Below are 16,328 nucleotides of genomic sequence, written 5' to 3' on the forward strand. Positions count from 1 at the left end.
GCCTCACGCATGGTCGAAGGGAGCGACGTCGATGCTGACCGGGCGCGGCTTCAGGCGCGGCCGTGGCGCCCCCTGCGGCTGCACCAGCAGGTCCAGCGCCAATGCCGCCGGATTGCAGCCCAGCGAGGCATGCAGCCCCGCATAGCAGTGGCCCAGTCGGGCGCTCACCTCGAGCACCACCAGGCCCCGCTCGGCTATCACAAAATCGACGCCGACATGCCCCCACAAGCCGGGGATGGCGGCGCTGACCGCCTGCGCCAGCCGCTCAAAGGCGCCGCCCGTGTCGGGCCAGCCGTTGACGGTGCTGCCCAACAGGTGAAATTGATGATTGCGCACGGCGATGCGCTGCTCGTTGCAGCCCAGTACCTGGGCACTGCCGTTGCAACACAATAACGACAGGCTGCCCAGCTTGCCAGGAATAAACGGTTGCAGCACGTAGCGGGCCGCCGGCGTCGCCGCCGCGCCGGCGGCGCCAATCCACGCCAGCGCCGCCGTGGCGCCGGGAAACAGGTGGGTGTCGCGCCAGCCGGCGCCATCGTCCGGCTTGACCACCCAGGCGCCGCCGTGCGCGGGCAGCCGCTGGCCCGGCGTGTAGGCGGGGGCGACGTCGATGCGGGCCTGCGCCAGCGCATGCGAAGTGCGGCGCTGGCTGGTGCTCACCCGCAGTGCGCCGGGCCGGCTACCGAGCAGGAGGACACCGCTGCGCAGCACCGCGCGCGAGAGGCGCTCGAGCAGCCCGCCTTCGTTGGGCGCCAGCAACCACACGGCATCGGCGGCGCGCACGCCGGCGTCAAAGCGGTGGCGGAACGGCCCCTGCTGGCCGGCGGCGACCAGTTCGACCCCCGGCAAGGCATCGAGGTCGGCAAGCAGGGCGCGCAAGGTCATCTGCTCCTGGTGGCGCACGGAAGCGGACGGGGCGCCCGCGCGCTCGTCGCAGCAGGACGCGTAGTCGACAACAAACACTTTTAGCGCTGCCACCTGCGTTCTCCATGTCCTTGGCGCGGGTAGACCGTCATCGCCTAGCGGAGCGCATCGACACTGACCAGTGTCAGCGTTTCCGCGAGCAAGGGCGCCTTGGTGCCGGCGGCGGGCGCCGCCGGCACCAAGGTGCGCAACTGGTAAATGCCGCCGGGCACATCGGGGCTGAGCACGAAAACGTAGCGTTTTCCCGTGTAATGTTCGAAGCGCGCGTGCATGGGATCGTTGCGGTACGGTTCGATCATCACTTCCTGGCCCGCGATCGACCTGCCGCCGTAGGTGAAGCGGCGCGGCGTCACCTGCGCCGAGGCGGCCAGTGCCAGGCGGATGCGCTTGCGGAAATAGCTGCTCGCACCCCCGGTCAGGCGCTGCATCTCGGCGATGTCGCGCTCCAGAAAGCCCAGCAGCACCGGATTGCCCTGCGGATCGTCGATCTCGGGCGCCTGGCGCGCGCGCGCGCCGGACAGGAACAGCACGGTGGCGCCTTTGCCCGCATCGACGAGCAGGCGCACCTGGTCGTCGAAACCGTCTTCCAGGCTGCCCGCCTTGTGAAAATCGTAGACCAGGGTGAGCGGTGCGCGCACCTGGTGCAGGTGATTGGTCTGGAACAGCAGCGTTTCGGCCAGCGTGACGCTGGCCCCGGCCGGCGCCGCAACCAGGCCCGCCAGCACAGCGAGCAGCGCGGCCAGCGCAAGCGGAAAGCGGCTGTGCCGGTGTGGAGTCGGTATCGCCATCGTCGTTTCTCCCGGTACCAAGTCAGCGTTCAGCGTGACGCCGCCGCTTGCGCGGGGGGCAGCAGCGGCACGCCGTATTGGCGCAGGATGGCGTCGATCCTGCTGCGGTTGCGGGCGATCGCGGCGTCGATGCGCTGCTGGAAGGCCGCCTCGCCAAAGCGGGTGGCCATGACAATGTCGAACTCGAACTGCATGCCAGGCTCCTGCTCGAGGGCAATCGCCACGATGGGCGTGCGGGTCGACTGGTGCGCGTAATAACCGGCAATCGGCCCCCAGATGAAGGCGATATCGATGGCGCCGCCGGCCAGATCCTTCTCGATCATTTCACCGGGATAACGCGCCGCATCGCCCGACTGCGGCTGGTACGACACGATCTGTTCGATCAGGCCGTGCTCGAGCAGCCAGTCGGCCACGGGCGAACCGCCAAACACGCCCAGGCGCATGCTGGCGCGCTGTGCCGGGCTCAGCTTGAGCAAATCATCGAGGCGGTGGACCTCGTCGAAGCCCTTGCCCTTGACGTAGGCCATGGCGTAGCTGGAACGATAGTAGGGGCGGGTGGTGGCGCCCATGTCGAAGCCGGCAGCGACGCCGGTGACGAGGTCGCACTTGAAGGTGTCGGAGTCGGGATTTTTCGCACGCAAGGTGTTGCGGATGAAGCCCATTTGCTGCGGGTACCAGGTGTAGTCGATTTTCCAGCCCAGGTCGGCAGCGAGCAGGGCGGCGATCTTGTTCTCGAAGCCCTCCAGGGCGCGGTTCGAGAAGGGCAGGTTGTTGGGGTCCTGGCACACCCGCAATACCGGCGCTGACTGCGCTGCTGCCGCCTGCGCGACTGCCGGTAAGGGCGCCGCCTGCGCCGCGGCGGCCAGCGCAAGCAGCAGCGCGCCGCCGAAGCGAGCGCGCCCACCCAGCAGGGTCAGCGTGCTCATTTGGCGATCTCCTCGAGACGGCCCGCCTTGATGGCGCCGTCCGAGCGGCCGCGCAGGTAGGCGTACAGATTATCGACATTGTCGACCACCAGCTTGCTGCCGTCGAAGTTCGGCATGCCCCGGGCCACGCGGCCGTGCAGCACCGTGTTCTTGAATTCGTCGGGCGTCAGTACCTTCAGGCTCGTCAGCAGCGACGGCCCCACCAGGCCTTCCTGTGCCGCGCCATGGCAGCGTTCGCAGGCGAGTGCGCGCCAGGTGCGCCAGCCCTGCAGCGTCTGGCTGTCGACCTTGTTGCCATCGACGACCGTGTAGGGCGTCGCCGCCGGCGCGGAAGCGGCGCCGGCGGCGCACAGCGCGGCGGCGATCGCGCAGGCAATTAAAATCCTTGTTTTCATCGTGGTCCTCAAACGTGTTTACGGCACCTGGCAGGTCTTGCGCGCCTGCTCTTGCAATGCCTTGTATTTGCTGGCCATGGCCTTGACCCCGGCGGGATCGCGAAACTCGGCGCCGCGCTGTCCGCGCAGGCCCTGGTGCCGCAGCGCCGTGGCGATCTCGACGTATTCGTCGTAGCCCACCGCCTGGGCGATCTGATCGATCGTGCAGGAACATTTGTAGAGGTATTCCTGCTTTCCCGGGTGTTGCATCATGCATTCGAGCACGTACTCGACCCGGTCCGTGGTGGGGAAGTCATTCGCTTGCGCGGCCATCGGCACGGCGAGCGATAGCAGCAGCAGGGGGCGTAACAAGGTCATGGTGTCTCCAGTGGGAAGTGAGCGCGCCCGCCCGCGCGGCGCACGCTGCGTGTGCGGGCGGGCGCGCCATGGGCTATTGCCGCGGCGGCAAGGCAAACACCGTCAGCACGCCGCCCAGGTTGGTGTACTTGGACAGCTCCTTGTAGCCGCCCACCGCGCCCAGGCCCTCGCTGGGCTTGTCGAGCCCGGCCGCCAGGCCGATCCCGGCCCAGCCGCCGATGCCCGACAGCACGCCGATGTATTGCCGTCCCTTGTATTCCCAGGTGTTGACGTTGCCGATGATGCCCGACGGGGTCTTGAACTTCCACAGTTCCTTGCCGTTGTTGTCGACCGCCTTGATGTAGCCTTCCAGGGTGCCGTAGAACACCACGTCGCCGGCGGTGGACAGGGCCCCGCTCCAGACGGAGAATTTTTCCGGCTTGGACCACACCACCTTGCCGGTGCCGGCATCCCAGGCGATGAAGTTGCCCATGCCGCCATGGCTGTTGGGCGCCGGGTACATCGACAGGGTCGAGCCCACGTACGGCTGGCCCGCCGTGTACTCGATCTGGAACGGCTCGTAATCCATGCAGACGTGATTGGTCGGCACGTAGAACAGGCCGGTTTTCGGCGAATAGCTGGCCGGCTGCTGGTCCTTGGTGCCCAGTGCCGACGGGCAGATGCCCTTGCTGTTGACGTCCGGACCGTTCTTGTCGGTGCTGTACTTGGCGTTGACGATGGGGCGGCCGCTCTTCATGTCGACGTGGCTGGCCCAGTTCACCACGGGATCGTATTTCTGCGCCACCAGCAGGGCGCCGCTGACACGGTCGAGGGTGTAGCCGAAGCCATTGCGGTCGAAGTGCACGAGCGCCTTGCGCATGGCGCCGTTGACCTTGATGTCGGCCAGGATCATCTCGTTGACGCCGTCGTAATCCCACTCGTCATGCGGGGTCATCTGGTAGGCCCACTTCGCTTCGCCCGTGTCGAGGTCGCGCGCGAAAATCGTCATCGACCACTTGTTGTCGCCCGGCCGCTGGCGCGGATTCCAGGTGCTGGGGTTGCCGGTGCCGTAGTACATCAGGTTGGTGGCGGGATCGTAGCTGTACCAGCCCCAGGTGGTGCCGCCGCCGATTTTCCACTGGTCGCCCTTCCAGGTCTTGAGCGAGGAATCCTTGCCGACGGGCGCCAGCTTGCCGTCGGTCCAGGTCATGGTGGTGGCCGGGTTGATCAGCATGTCCTGGTCGGGGCCCGTGCTGAAGGCTTTCCACACCTGTTTGCCCGTGTTGATGTCGAAGGCGGTGATGCGCCCGCGTACGCCGAACTCGCCGCCGCTGATGCCGGTGATGACCTTGTCCTTGAAGATGTGCGGCGTGTTGGTGGCCGTTTCGCCGATCTTTGGATTGCCCGTGACGACTTTCCAGATTTCCTTGCCCGTCTTCGCGTCCAGCGCCACCAGCGTGGTGTCGGCCTGCTGCAGGAAGACCTTGCCGTCTGAATAGGCCACGCCACGGCTGACGGTGTCGCAGCACATCACGGCGATGACCGAGGGATCCTGCTTCGGTTCATACTTCCACTTGATGCTCTGGTCTTCCAGGCTGAGGGCGTAGACCTGGTTGGGGAAGGGGCTGTGCACGTACATGGTGTCGCCGATCACCAAGGGGCCGCCTTCGTGACCGCGCAGCACGCCGGTGGAGAAGGTCCACGCCACCTGCAGATTCCTGGCGTTGTCCTTGTTGATTTGCTTGAGTTCGCTGTAGCGCTGGTTGGCCATGCCGCCCGCCTGCATGGCCCAGTTCTGCGGATTTTTTGTCAGCGCCTCGACGTCGGATGCGAGCGCCAGGCCAGGCAGGCACAACAGCAAGGCGCCCTGGCGCCAGTGCCTCAGAAATTTTCCTGTGAACATGATTTATCTCCTCTCTCGTTTTTATGGGGTGGCCATCGAGGGCCCCGCCGCGACGCAGCGGTGTTGCAGGTGAGCGCAGCGGCCTTACTTGAGCACGCCGGACAGCCGCGCCGCGTTGATCGCGATCGCGTCCATCAGCGGCGGCGACAGGCAGTCGTACGGCGGCAGGCCCAGGTCCATCAGGCGTGCGCGCACCGCACCCATGCGTTCCGGGTCGGCGCCCGATTCGATGATCGACGAGACGAAGGCGGCGAACGTGGGCGGGGCCCAGCCGGTTTCGCGGGCGCGCTCCGTGTGGACGAAATCGAGCCCGTAGAAGGCGTGCTTGTCGTTGTCGATGCGGCCAACCATGTGCACGCCGCACACCTTGCAGGCATGGCGGCGGATGGTGGCGGCCGGATTGACCACCTGCAGCTTGTCGGCGTTGGCCGTGATCTTGACCTTGTCGCGCCCGATCACCGCCACCTGGGAAAACAGGGCGCCGGCCGGCTTCCAGCACTGGGTACAGCCGCACACGTGGTTGTGCGCGGTCTGGCCGGCCAGTTCGACGGTGACGGGGTCGGTGGCGCAGGCGCACACCAGGGTGCCGCCGGCAAAGTCCGCCGCCGCCGGCGCGATGCCGGTGTCGACGGCGGGATGAATGTCTACTTCGATGCTCACTGCGGTTTCCATGGTGGGTCCCTGTGGGTGGTTGGTCGGAGGGTGCAAGCGCGACTGCGTGAAAGAAAAAATGATCGGGGGGAAGGGCCAGGCGGGGCGCGCGGCGCCCATCAGTACAGCACCACCGAGCGGATCGATTCGCCGCTTTTCATCAGGTCGAATCCTTCGTTGATGCGCTCGAGCGGCAGGGTGTGGGTGATCAGGTCGTCGATATTGAGCTTGCCGTCCATGTACCAGTCGACGATCTTCGGCACGTCGGTGCGCCCGCGCGCGCCGCCAAAGGCCGAGCCCTTCCAAGCGCGCCCCGTGACGAGCTGGAACGGCCGGGTGCTGATTTCCTGGCCGGCCGCGGCGACGCCGATGATGAAGGACTGGCCCCAGCCCTTGTGGCAGCACTCGAGCGCCTGGCGCATGGTGGTGATGTTGCCGATGCATTCGAACGAATAATCGGCGCCGCCGTCGGTCAGTTGCACCAGGTGGTCGACCAGGTTGGCGACCTCGCCGGGATTGACGAAATCGGTCATGCCGAACTGGCGCGCGATCGCGACCCGGCCCGGGTTGAGGTCGACGCCGATGATCTTGTTGGCGCCCACCATCTTCGCCCCCTGGATGACATTCAGGCCAATCCCGCCCAGCCCGAACACGACGACATTGGCGCCCGCCTCGACCCGCGCCGAGAACACCACCGCGCCCACCCCTGTGGTGACGCCGCAGCCGATGTAGCAGGCCTTGTCGAAGGGCGCGTCCTCGCGGATTTTTGCCACGGCGATCTCGGGCACCACGATGTAGTTGGAGAAGGTCGAGGTGCCCATGTAGTGAAACAGGGGGCGGCCGTCGAGGCTGAAGCGGGAGGTGCCGTCGGGCATCAGGCCGCGCCCCTGGGTGGCGCGGATCGCCTGGCACAGATTGGTCTTGCGGGACAGGCAGAATTTACACTGCCGGCATTCCGGCGTGTACAGGGGAATGACGTGGTCGTCCTTGCGCACGCTGCTCACGCCGGCGCCCACGTCAAGCACGATGCCGGCGCCTTCATGGCCGAGAATGGCCGGGAAAATGCCCTCCGGGTCGGCGCCCGACAGGGTGTAGTAATCGGTATGGCAAATCCCGGTGGCCTTGATTTCCACCAGCACTTCGCCCGCGCGGGGGCCATCCAGGTCGACCTGTTCGATCGTCAGGGGCGACCCGGCTTGCCAGGCAACGGCGGCTTTGCTTTTCATGAATCGGTTCTCCAGTCGGCAGTGACCATTCCGGGGTGGAAGGCGGCTGTGGGGCTGTGGGCGGCCTCTTGTGAACCTTATGAGCAAGACACATGCCCGCCCGCTTGCGGGCACGCTTGCCGGGCGCGCCAGGCCATGCGGCGTGACCGGCCGCTGCGCTCGCGCCTGAAAATCGGAGCATTCGACGGCAAAACTGTTCAACTTATGGAGCAGTGGGACGCGGCCGCCGCTGCGGCACGTCGAAACCGCCGCCGTGCGGCGTTACAATGGGGGATCATCGCCGGACATCGCCCTGATGCCGCCGCCCTCCCGGCCTTCACGAGCTGCCGGCTGATCCCCTTGCCCTGCCACCGAAAGGAGCACCGATGTCATCGAACCGACTGCCTGCGCTTGTCTCACCGTCGCTTTGCGCCGCGCTGGCCCCCACCGGGGTGCTGCGCGCCGCCATCAACCTGGGCAATCCCATCCTGGCCCACCGCGCCGACGATGGTGCTGGTGCTGGTGGTGCTGGCGGCGTGTCCGTCGATCTGGCCGGCGCGCTCGCGCGCGTGCTCGGCGTGCCGCTGGCGCTGGTGGTGTTCGACACCGCCGCGCAATCGGTCGAAGCGGTGGTCACGGAGCAGGCCGACTTCGGCTTTTTCGCCATCGATCCGCTGCGCGGCCAGCAGATCGCCTTCACGGCGCCGTATGTCCTGATTGAGGGCTACTACCTGGTCCGCGACGATGCGCCCATCGTCGCCAACGGGCAGGTCGATGTCGCCGGCGTGCAGGTGGTGGTGGGCAAGGGCAGTGCCTATGATTTGTATCTGACGCGCACCCTGCAACAGGCGCAATTGCTGCGTGCCGCCAGCTCACAGACGGTCGTCGATACCTTTTTGGCCAGCGGCGCGCAGGTGGCGGCCGGCGTCAGGCAGCAACTCGAAAGCGATGCCGCCAGGGTCGGCGGCGTGCGCCTGCTCGATCAGCGCTTCATGGTCATCGAGCAGGCGCTGGGTCTGCCGAAAAGCCGCGGCGCCGAGGCCGCCGCGTTCCTGGCCCGGTTCGTCGAGGACGCCAAGGCCAGCGCCCTGGTGGCGGCGGCGCTCGAGCGCCACCACATCAAGGGTGCATCGGTGGCGCCGGCCGCCTGAGCCTCACGCCGCCGCGCTGACGCCGGCGGCGATCAGATCGTCGAGGACGGCCGCGCGTGCGCCGCCGTCGACCATCCGTGCCATCGCGCGCGCGCCATCGCCCGCCTGCACGTCGACGGCGCGGATGGCATCCGTCAGCAACACCACCTCGAAGCCCAGCTTCAAGGCGTCGAGCACGGTCTGCAACACGCAGTAATCGGTGGCCAGGCCGCCGACAAACACCCGCCGCACACCCTGCTCGTGCAAGGTCTCGCCCAGCGCCGTGCCTTCGAAGCCGGAATACGCATCGCGATCGACACCGGTCGCTTTCGACACCACGCTGGCGCCGCCCAGGCGCAGGGCGTCGGCAAAGGCGGCGCCGTGGCTGCCGGCGATGCAGTGCGGGTGCCAGATGCCGCCCTGGGGCTGAAACGAACAGTGGCGCTCGGGATGCCAGTCGCGGGTGGCGACGACGGGCAAGGCGGCGGCCTCGAATACCCCGATGAGCGCGTTGAGGACGGGGATGACGGCGTCGCCATCAGTGACCGCCAGCGCGCCGCCCGGCAGGAAGTCGTACTGCAGGTCGACGATGATGAGGGCGTCGCCGTGACGCGGTTGAAGTGATTGCATGCTTGCTCCAGGTTGGCCAGGGTGTCGACGGTGTTCACGACGGCAACGCCGCCGCTTTTTCAGCGATGATATAACACCGGCGAGGCCGTGCCGGCATTGCGCTGGCGCAGACGATTGCGCCCCTGGCTGCCGCTTGCGGGCCTGGCAGCCTGTCGGACTTAGGATCGTCATCTGCAAAAATACCTGGGACGGGCCATATTTCGCCGCTTTCTCGGTCAATAGCTCGCTATTGACACTGCGAAATCGTCAAAATCTGTCCTCGCCCAGCTATTTTTTCGCTATGACTCCCTAAGCCCGACAGGCTGCTAGGCCAGCGCTTCCAGCGCCGCCAGCGTGTCTTTCGCCCCCATCGTGGCGGCCAGGCTGCGCGCCGTCATGCCGCGGCTGTCGACCGCCTCGACCGTGGCGCCGTGCCCGATCAGCAGGCGCAACACGTCGACCCGGTTGAACATGGCCGCCATCATCAAGGGCGTCTTGCCGTCCGGGCTGTTGCCATCGACGGCGGCGCCGTGCGCGAGCAGCAGGGCGGCGATGTCGAACAAGCCTTTGTAGGCGACGCCCGCGAGCGGCGTCTGGCCCTGGTCGTTGGCGACATTGCTGTCGGCGCCGGCCTGCAACAGCACGCGCACGGTGTCGAGGCGGCCATGGTAGCTGGCCAGCATGATCAGGCTGTCGCCTTTTTCGTTGCGAAAGTTGACTGGCATGCCCTTGTCGATCAGGCCGGCCAGGCGCTCGCTGTCGCCTTCGCGCACCAGTTGGAACACCTGGCGCAGGAAGTCGAGCGTGTCGGCGTCCATTGGCGAGGCCAGGGGGGCTGCGGGCGGCGCAATCGGAGGGTGCTGATGGTCGGTAGCAGACATGGTTCCTCGTTCGTGGTCGGATGGTTCGCCCAAGGTAGGGCCTGCACCGGGCGCCGTCGGTGCGCGCGCGCACCCTGCACGGCGGCGCCGCCGTGCGCCGAAGTTGTGCGTTGCAACAAATTGCGCTCGCTCAGTACGCCTGGCGATTTGATTTGGTGCAAGTTGATATTTTTTGGTGCAAATTTGACAGCAGTTGGTCCCATGCTGCCGAACCGCACCCCGTGCGCCGCCGCTCACACGGCCCCCATGGTGCCCGCTGTCCCTCTGTGATGACGTGTGCCCCGGCGGGTGCAGGCCTGGCCGCCCGGCCTTGGCATGGTTATTGCGTAATGTAATTGCCTGTGTCGTAAATCGGTGCAGTGCAGCGAGGTTTCCGCTTTCGAGGCGGTGCCGTTCAAGCTCGATTATAAGGAAAGCCCCATGCGCATTGCCGTTCTACAGAAAAAGTTCGTCACAGCAGCCCTCATCACCGCCCTGGCCGCACTGGCAGTTGCGCCGGCGCATGCCGAAGAGATCAAGCGCACCGGCATCCCCAATTCGACCTTCCCCATTTCGCTCACCGTCAGCGTGCCGGCCAGCAGCCGCCTGGTGTTTGTCAGCGGCACCCTGGCCGACGTGGCCGATCCGGCCGCCCCCAAGGGCTCGATCGAGTCCTACGGCAATACCCAGACCCAGACCGCCTCGATCCTCACCAAGATCGACAAGCTGCTCGCCGCCGAGGGCCTCAGCCTGGCCGACGTGGTCAAGGCCAACGTCTTCCTGGTGGGCGATCCCAAGCTCGACGGCAAGATGGATTTCGCCGGCCTGAACGCCGCCTACGGCCAGTTTTTTGGCAGCAGCGCGCAGCCGAACAAGGCCGTGCGCACGGCCCTGCAGGTGGCCGCCTTGCCGATGCCGGGCGGGCTGATTGAAATCGAAGTCATCGCCGCCAAGGTCGTCACGCCGCCGGCCGCGCCCGCACGCAAAAAATAAGGTCAGCACCAGGTCGCCGCGCCCGTCCGGCCGGCCACCGCAGAAGGTGAATCACCATGCCACGTCAAGGTCCCCACTCGGAGGGGAGGGACCCGTGCAGCCAAAATTTTAATGATGTCCATGACCAGGAGCTCCACCATGTCGCAAGCGAATCCTCGCCGCACCGCCGTCTCGCTGGCCGTTGCCAGTGCCTTTGCCATCATGCTGCACGCGGCGCCCGCCGCCGCCCAGCAACTGGCGCTGGCCTCGCCGGCTGCCGTCAATCCCGACGTCAAAGTCGAAGCCGTCATCGTCACCGGCACCCGTGTCGGCGGCCTCAAAGCCATCGACAGCGCCTCTCCCATCCAGGTGCTCGATTCGACCTCGCTCGAACGCACCGGCCAGCCCGACCTGATCCAGGCGATGGCGCAAAATCTGCCCTCGTTCACGGCCCAGGCCTTCGGTGGCGACGCGGCCAACCTGACGCTGTCGGCGCGCCTGCGCGGGCTGTCGCCGAACGACACGCTGGTGCTGGTGAACGGCAAGCGCCGTCACACCACCGCCAACCTGGCCGTGCTGGGCGGGCCTTACCAGGGTGGCGCTGCAGCCGACCTGAACTTCATTCCCGTGGCGGCGATCGATCACATCGAAGTGCTGCAGGATGGCGCGGCCGCCCAGTACGGCACCGACGCCATCGCCGGCGTGGTCAACATCATTCTCAAGAAAGACACCGCCGGCAGCACCCTGACCGCCACCGGTGGCCAGTATTTCGACAAGGGCGGCCGCACCGGCGACGTCTCGTTCAACACGGGCTTTGCGCCCACCGAAAAAAGTTTCATCAATTTTTCCGCAGAGCGTAAATTTCATGGCGCCAGCGACCGCGGCGGCATCGACCCGCGCGTCATCGATCCGACCATCGTGGCCGCTTACCCGATCCTCAAGACGGTGCCCGGCTACCCTTACGTCAACAAGATTTCCGGCGACGCCGCGTACCACCTGACCATCGCCTCGGTCAATGCCGGCATCGACGTGAGTCCGGATACCGAGCTCTACAGCGTAGTGACCTACGGCCGCAAGGACGCCAAGGCCTACGAAAACTACCGCATGCCGAGTCGCCTGCCAAAACTGTTCCCGCTGGGTTTTTCGCCCAGCGAAGCGATCAAGGAAAACGATTACCAGTTCACCGCTGGCATGAAGAGCAAGCTGGGCGACTGGAACGTCGACTTGTCGACCACCTACGGCAAGGACGATGTGGCCGTCGGCGTGCTGGGCAGCGCCAACGTGTCGCTCTACAACGACACCGGTTCGACCCCCACCAATTTCCACGCGGGTGACTTCATCGCCACCCAGTGGACCACCAACTTCGATATTGGCCGCGGCTTCAATGTGGGCTGGACCGATCCGCTCAACGTCGCTTTCGGCTTCGAGCACCGTCGCGACACCTATGAAATCGGCGCCGGCGACGCCGCCTCGCGTTACAAGGAAGGCTCGCAGTCGTATCCGGGCTTCCTGCTGACCGATGCTGGCAAACACAACCGCCACAACAACGCCATCTATGTCGACGTGGCCGGTTCGCCCGTGGCCAATCTGAAGCTCGACGCCGCCGCCCGCTACGAGAAGTTTTCCGACTTCGGCAGCGCCCGCGTCGGCAAGCTGACCGGCCGCTACGACTTCAGCCCGGCAGTGGCGGTGCGCAGCACCATCAGCAATGGTTTCCGCGCGCCCACCATGGCCGAGCAATACTATTCGGCCACCAACGTCTCGCCCACCTCGGCGTTCGTGCAGCTGGCGCCGAATTCGGCGGGTGCCGCGCTGGTGGGCGTGAATGGCTTGAAACCTGAAAAATCGCGCAACTACAGCGTCGGCATGGTGCTCCATCCGGCACCGACCGTGTCGCTCACGCTCGATGCCTACCAGATCAGCATCAGCGACCGCATCGTCGGCAGCGGCGCCGTCTACGGTTCGGGCGGTTCGGTCAATTCGCCGGCCGTGGTGGCCGCCATCCGCGCCAATGGCAATGTGCTCGATCCGACCGTCACCCAGACTGGCATCAATATTTTCTCGAATGCCGTCGACACCCGCACGCGCGGCCTCGAAGCGGTCCTGACGACCAACAGCAAGTACGGCGACATGGGCCGCATCGACTGGTCGGCGGCGGCCAGCTACAACACCACCACCGTTACCAACATCAACCAGGCGCCAACCCAGTTGCGGCCGCAGTCGCTGCTGGACCAGGCCGCCATTTCGGACCTGGAAACGGCCTCGCCGAAGTTCCGCCTGAACCTGGGCGCCTTGTGGAAGATGGGCATCTGGTCGGTTAACCTGCGCGAATCGATCTATGGTTCGTCGTCGGAATACGGCACCGAAGATGGCGGCGACTACTTCAAGACCAAGATCACCCCGAAATACATCACCGATCTTGAAGTGAGCGCGCGCGTGAGCAAATCGTTGACCCTGTCGGTGGGCGCCAACAATCTGTTCAACAAGTACCCGAACAATGTCAGCGCGCAATTGCTGGCGGCGCAACGGGCGGCGCTGGACAATGCGGCAGTGACGGTCTACCCGAGCTTCTCGCCGATCGGCATCAACGGCGGCTATTACTATGCGCGGGCAAGCTACAGTTTTTAAGGCGGGCAAGCAGCAGTGAAACCCCGCTGTTGCGGGGCTTGCTTGCATAAAAAATCCTCGATGCTGTCGAGGATTTTTTTCGTTTGCGCTGGCCCGATTCACGCAGGCCAGCGCGGCACGTCAACTAAAGCGGCACGTAAACTGAAAAAGCCCTGGCATCGCCAAGGCTTCGTCTGGTTCAGGCCCTGGTCTGCAAGCTTAGTGGATGATGGTCGATTTTTGCTGCGTGCTGGCGGGCGCGTTGGCCGCCTCGCGCACGGCCGCCGTCTGGGCCGGGCTGATGGGGGCGGCCTGGTTGCCCCAGGCGCCGCGCGCGTAGCTGAGCACCGCCGCCAGCTGGGCGTCGTCGAGCGAGGCGGCGAAGGCGGGCATGCCGGCGCGGCCCTTGAGGACGGTGGTGATCAAGGCCACCGGCTCGCCCTGCAGGAAGGGATTCGCTTTCAGGGCGGGAAACGCGCCGGGGATGCCGGCGCCCGTGGCCTGGTGGCAGGCGGCGCAGTTTTTGGCGAAGACGGTCTTGCCGTCGACGGCAGCCGGCTCGGCCCGCGCCTGCACGGCCGCGGCCGCCAGGCCCCACATCAGGACCGCACGCTTCACGCCGCCGCTCCCTGGGCGCTCAGGCGCTGGTGGATGCGGGCCATCTGCTGCCAGGCCGATTCGATGGCGCCCGCTTGCCAGCCACCCAGGTAACTCATGTGCTCGCCTGCCAGCAGGGTGCGCTGTTCGCCCTCGACCAGCACCGGGTAGGCCTTGGCGCGCGCTTCCTCGCTCCATTCGGCCCAGCCGCCCAGGTTGTACTTGACGCGGTGCCAGGCGACCGAAAACGCCGATTCGACATTCTTGCGGTATTGGCCCGGAAAGATTTTTTCGCCGGCCGCCAGCGCATAGTCGGCCCGTTCCTTGAGCGACAGCGCGGAAAATTCGGCGGCGTCGCCGGCGAAGCTGTAGCAGCCCAGCAGCGTGCCCTTGCGGCCCTGCCAGTTCGACGACGGCAGCGAAATCAGGTTGATGCCCTTGGTGTCGGTGTAGACGTGGCCGCCGTAAATGCCGTCGTCTTCCTCCCAGAAGCGGCGGCCCATCTGCAGGCCGATCTTGCACACGGGCGCATAGGCGGCGCCCATCATGGCGGTCTTGAATGCCGGTGAGAAATCGGTGTCGACCTGGCGCAGCACCGACAGGGGCAGGGTGCACAGGCAGAAGTCGCCCTTGACGACGCTGGTGGCGCCGGTTCTGGCGTCGCGCACGCCCACGTCGACGCCGTCGCTGTGATTGCGCAGGCTGAGCACCTCGGTGTTGTAGCGGATCATCTTGCCGACCCGTTTTTCAAAGGCCCTGGCGATCGCGTCCATCCCGCCCACCGGTTGCAACATGGTCGACTGCTGGGTGAATTCGTGCACCGAGTGATAAATGTGGCCCAGCTTCGATTGCAGCAGGTCGGAAAACCCCAGCGGGTCGCTGGGCACGCCCGCGCCGGGGCTGATGCCGGCGCCCGGATTGACCTTGAAGCCGCGTCCCTCGGTGCCGCGGTAGCGCAAGTCCTTGCGCGACAGGTAGCCTTCGTTGACCAGGTAGTCGATCAGCAACTGCTTGTCGGCCGCGCCCACTTGCTGGTCCATGGCGCCGCTTTGCAGGCCCTTGGCCAGCAATTCGTCGACATAGCCGCGCGTGTCGGCCTTGACTTCATACTGGCGCAGGCGGCGCCCGCGCAGGGCACCGGCGGCATTGTCGTTGTAGACGTAAGCGGCATCGTTGTCGTTATTAAACAGTTCCAGCGGCACCCCGAAACTGCTGGTGTAGTGCAGGGTCGAGCGGTGGTTGAAGGGAATCCGCCACGGGCCGAAATTGATGTACTGGCCCGGCGCGAAGCCGCACACCTGTTTCTCGCCACCGAGCTCTTCAAGAACGGTGCCGGTGCGCGCCGTCTGACAGCGCCCGCCCGCGAAGGCGCGCGCCTCGATCACCTTGCAGGTGTAGCCCAGTTTGCTCATCTCGTAGGCGGCCGTCATGCCGGCCAGGCCGGCGCCGAGAATCACCACGGTCTTGCCCTTGCCGCTGCCGGCGAGCACGGGGGGCGCGTCGCGCGTGGAGGCCAGATCCATGCCCCAGGCTTTCATATTGGCCAGCAAAAATCCGCTGCCGCCGACGGCCAGCGCCCTGGCCAGGAAGTGGCGGCGCGAGGGCGCCGATTGGAGATCGATGAGCGGGGAAGCGGGCGTAGACATGGGCACCTTGGATGTGGATGAATGCAGTATTGCGGGACTGTCGACGGGCGACCATGGTTGTTGAGCAAGACCCATGCCATCCAGTGCGCGGGCCAGGGCGCAGCATTTGCACCGTGGTAGTGCAAGCTGGCGCCCGCCGGCGACAGGCGCGGCGGACAGGGCTGTTGAGGTGCACCGGCGAACGCCGGTCGTGCTTCATGGTGCGCACGCTCACTGGTGGAAACGGCGGCTGAGGGTGGCGCGGCGACCGGTGGCGGCCGTGGCGCTGGCGAGCGAAGCGAGAACGCGGGTGGCGCCGGTGCAAGGAGGCAGTCGCACTGCGCTGCGCGTGCCTGAACGCTGCGACGATGGGATCTGGCGAGATGGGGGCGGGCAGCGGGACGGATAGAAAGGGCGGGCGAACCGCCGTCGCGCGCTTGCTTTGGCGTGTGCGCCCAATCGATGGGGGACCGCGGCAAACGGTGGCAGATGCGTCCTGCCTGGACGCTCTGGCGCCATGAACAAGGCGCCAGAGTGTTGCCGGAACCGGCGCCTGTGGCCACGACGGGCCAGGGTCAATTCGACCCGAATTTACCGGTCAAAGTGGCTGGGCGATGCCCTGCCACCTTGGTTTTAACCGGGTGGTCCGTTCAGGACTTCTGGATCGGTCTCCGAAAAGGTTGAGGTAACCTGATTTTTTCGGACACTCTTGTTTGGTAAACTTCACCAACTGGAGAACTTATGACACGCTCAAAAACATACACGCCGGAGCTTCGCGAAGAAGCGGTAAAGCTGGTCTT

15 protein-coding genes are annotated in these 16,328 nt (G+C 65.9%); 3 read left to right on the forward strand and 12 right to left on the reverse strand.

Features of this window, described 5'->3' with window-relative positions; translation table 11 throughout:
* Nucleotides 1–3 precede the first annotated feature (3 nt).
* The 8 genes from ACP7EY_RS16050 to ACP7EY_RS16085 all read right to left on the reverse strand — a co-directional run bounded on the left by ACP7EY_RS16050 (nucleotide 4) and on the right by ACP7EY_RS16085 (nucleotide 7,149).
* The gene (locus ACP7EY_RS16050; protein ID WP_426195306.1) at nucleotides 4–978 is read right to left on the reverse strand and encodes an ATP-grasp domain-containing protein; all 975 of its coding nucleotides are present in this window, start codon (nucleotides 976–978) and stop codon (nucleotides 4–6) included.
* A 41-nt stretch (nucleotides 979–1,019) separates the two neighbouring features.
* Nucleotides 1,020–1,712: a hypothetical protein gene (locus tag ACP7EY_RS16055; protein WP_426195308.1), complete on the reverse strand. Its 693-nt coding sequence runs from the start codon at nucleotides 1,710–1,712 to the stop codon at nucleotides 1,020–1,022.
* Nucleotides 1,713–1,741: 29 nt separating this feature from the next.
* On the reverse strand, nucleotides 1,742–2,638 hold the full coding sequence (locus ACP7EY_RS16060; protein WP_426195310.1) for a quinoprotein dehydrogenase-associated putative ABC transporter substrate-binding protein: 897 nt from the start codon (nucleotides 2,636–2,638) through the stop codon (nucleotides 1,742–1,744).
* Nucleotides 2,635–3,033, reverse strand: a complete 399-nt coding sequence (locus tag ACP7EY_RS16065; RefSeq protein WP_426195312.1) for a c-type cytochrome — start codon at nucleotides 3,031–3,033, stop codon at nucleotides 2,635–2,637. Before ACP7EY_RS16065 ends, ACP7EY_RS16060 begins: the two co-directional genes overlap by 4 nt.
* Before the next feature lie 18 nt (nucleotides 3,034–3,051).
* Nucleotides 3,052–3,390, reverse strand: coding sequence for a hypothetical protein (locus ACP7EY_RS16070; RefSeq protein ID WP_426195314.1), 339 nt, complete (start codon nucleotides 3,388–3,390; stop codon nucleotides 3,052–3,054).
* 73 nt (nucleotides 3,391–3,463) lie between these two features.
* Nucleotides 3,464–5,272 carry a methanol/ethanol family PQQ-dependent dehydrogenase gene (locus tag ACP7EY_RS16075; RefSeq protein WP_426195316.1) on the reverse strand — a complete coding sequence of 603 codons (1,809 nt, stop codon included), beginning with the start codon at nucleotides 5,270–5,272 and terminating at the stop codon, nucleotides 3,464–3,466.
* 84 nt (nucleotides 5,273–5,356) lie between these two features.
* Nucleotides 5,357–5,926 carry an S-(hydroxymethyl)glutathione synthase gene (gene gfa / locus ACP7EY_RS16080; RefSeq protein WP_426195340.1) on the reverse strand — a complete coding sequence of 190 codons (570 nt, stop codon included), beginning with the start codon at nucleotides 5,924–5,926 and terminating at the stop codon, nucleotides 5,357–5,359.
* A gap of 116 nt (nucleotides 5,927–6,042) precedes the next feature.
* Nucleotides 6,043–7,149, reverse strand: coding sequence for an S-(hydroxymethyl)glutathione dehydrogenase/class III alcohol dehydrogenase (locus ACP7EY_RS16085; RefSeq protein WP_426195318.1), 1,107 nt, complete (start codon nucleotides 7,147–7,149; stop codon nucleotides 6,043–6,045).
* A gap of 365 nt (nucleotides 7,150–7,514) precedes the next feature.
* Between ACP7EY_RS16085 and ACP7EY_RS16090 the strand changes: the two genes are divergently transcribed.
* Nucleotides 7,515–8,279 (forward strand): transporter substrate-binding domain-containing protein, encoded by a 765-nt coding sequence (locus ACP7EY_RS16090; protein WP_426195320.1) that lies wholly within the window; start codon nucleotides 7,515–7,517, stop codon nucleotides 8,277–8,279.
* Between the two features lie 3 nt (nucleotides 8,280–8,282).
* Here ACP7EY_RS16090 and ACP7EY_RS16095 read toward each other — a convergent pair whose 3' ends face one another.
* Both ACP7EY_RS16095 and ACP7EY_RS16100 read right to left on the reverse strand, forming a co-directional pair.
* On the reverse strand, nucleotides 8,283–8,888 hold the full coding sequence (locus ACP7EY_RS16095; RefSeq protein WP_426195322.1) for an isochorismatase family protein: 606 nt from the start codon (nucleotides 8,886–8,888) through the stop codon (nucleotides 8,283–8,285).
* A 305-nt stretch (nucleotides 8,889–9,193) separates the two neighbouring features.
* Entirely contained in the window at nucleotides 9,194–9,748 is a 555-nt protein-coding gene (locus ACP7EY_RS16100; RefSeq protein ID WP_426195324.1) for an ankyrin repeat domain-containing protein, read from the reverse strand.
* A gap of 420 nt (nucleotides 9,749–10,168) precedes the next feature.
* Here ACP7EY_RS16100 and ACP7EY_RS16105 point away from each other — a divergent pair, with 420 nt between their 5' ends.
* Nucleotides 10,169–10,720, forward strand: a complete 552-nt coding sequence (locus ACP7EY_RS16105; RefSeq protein ID WP_426195326.1) for a RidA family protein — start codon at nucleotides 10,169–10,171, stop codon at nucleotides 10,718–10,720.
* A 138-nt stretch (nucleotides 10,721–10,858) separates the two neighbouring features.
* Nucleotides 10,859–13,327 carry a TonB-dependent receptor plug domain-containing protein gene (locus ACP7EY_RS16110; protein ID WP_426195328.1) on the forward strand — a complete coding sequence of 823 codons (2,469 nt, stop codon included), beginning with the start codon at nucleotides 10,859–10,861 and terminating at the stop codon, nucleotides 13,325–13,327.
* 198 nt (nucleotides 13,328–13,525) lie between these two features.
* Here the strand turns inward: ACP7EY_RS16110 and ACP7EY_RS16115 are convergent, their stop codons facing one another.
* Nucleotides 13,526–13,924, reverse strand: coding sequence for a c-type cytochrome (locus ACP7EY_RS16115; RefSeq protein ID WP_426195330.1), 399 nt, complete (start codon nucleotides 13,922–13,924; stop codon nucleotides 13,526–13,528).
* Nucleotides 13,921–15,549, reverse strand: coding sequence for an FAD-dependent oxidoreductase (locus ACP7EY_RS16120; protein WP_426195332.1), 1,629 nt, complete (start codon nucleotides 15,547–15,549; stop codon nucleotides 13,921–13,923). The genes ACP7EY_RS16115 and ACP7EY_RS16120 overlap by 4 nt, the downstream gene beginning before the upstream one ends.
* Nucleotides 15,550–16,328 lie beyond the last annotated feature (779 nt).

This window comes from Massilia sp. DWR3-1-1, from assembly GCF_049898325.1.
Taxonomy (GTDB): Bacteria; Pseudomonadota; Gammaproteobacteria; order Burkholderiales; family Burkholderiaceae_D; genus JAFCUW01.